The following is a 391-nucleotide window of genomic DNA, read 5'->3' as shown; positions in this document are numbered from 1 at the left end:
CTCGTCGCCCGTTTCAGCCCGGCTTCCTGAGAATCGACCGCCTGCTTATTGCGAATCATGCGCCAAATAGCGGAAGTAAACGCCAAGATGGCTTCCGGAAAATGATATGCGCTATGAGATTGACAACGCTCTGCTGAAAAGCCTGCTACCAGCGGTAGTGCAGGCCGAGGATATGCTGGCGCGCCTTGATGAGCGCGCGGCGCGCTCGCCTGTGGGCGAAGGCTTTACCGAGCGCGGCCACTTTTTCGATGCCGCAGGCGCGCTATGGGTTGCCGGAGAGCTCGTTCATGATGAGCGCGCGGCGCGCTCGCCTGTGGGCGAAGGCTTTACCGAGCGCGGCCACTTTTTCGATGCCGCAGGCGCGCTATGGGTTGCCGGAGAGCTCGTTCAT

Annotated in this window: 1 protein-coding gene; it reads left to right on the top strand. The window is 61.1% G+C overall.

What is annotated here, in order from left to right:
* Window positions 1-106 precede the first annotated feature (106 nt).
* A partial coding sequence (locus AC1DIX_RS28145) for a hypothetical protein (RefSeq protein ID WP_477328666.1) occupies window positions 107-391 on the top strand: 285 nt, incomplete at its 3' end.

This window comes from Massilia sp. 05N420, assembly GCF_056397205.1.
Note: the sequence above shows the minus strand (reverse complement) of the source record. Positions and strands in the feature narration are given on the sequence as shown.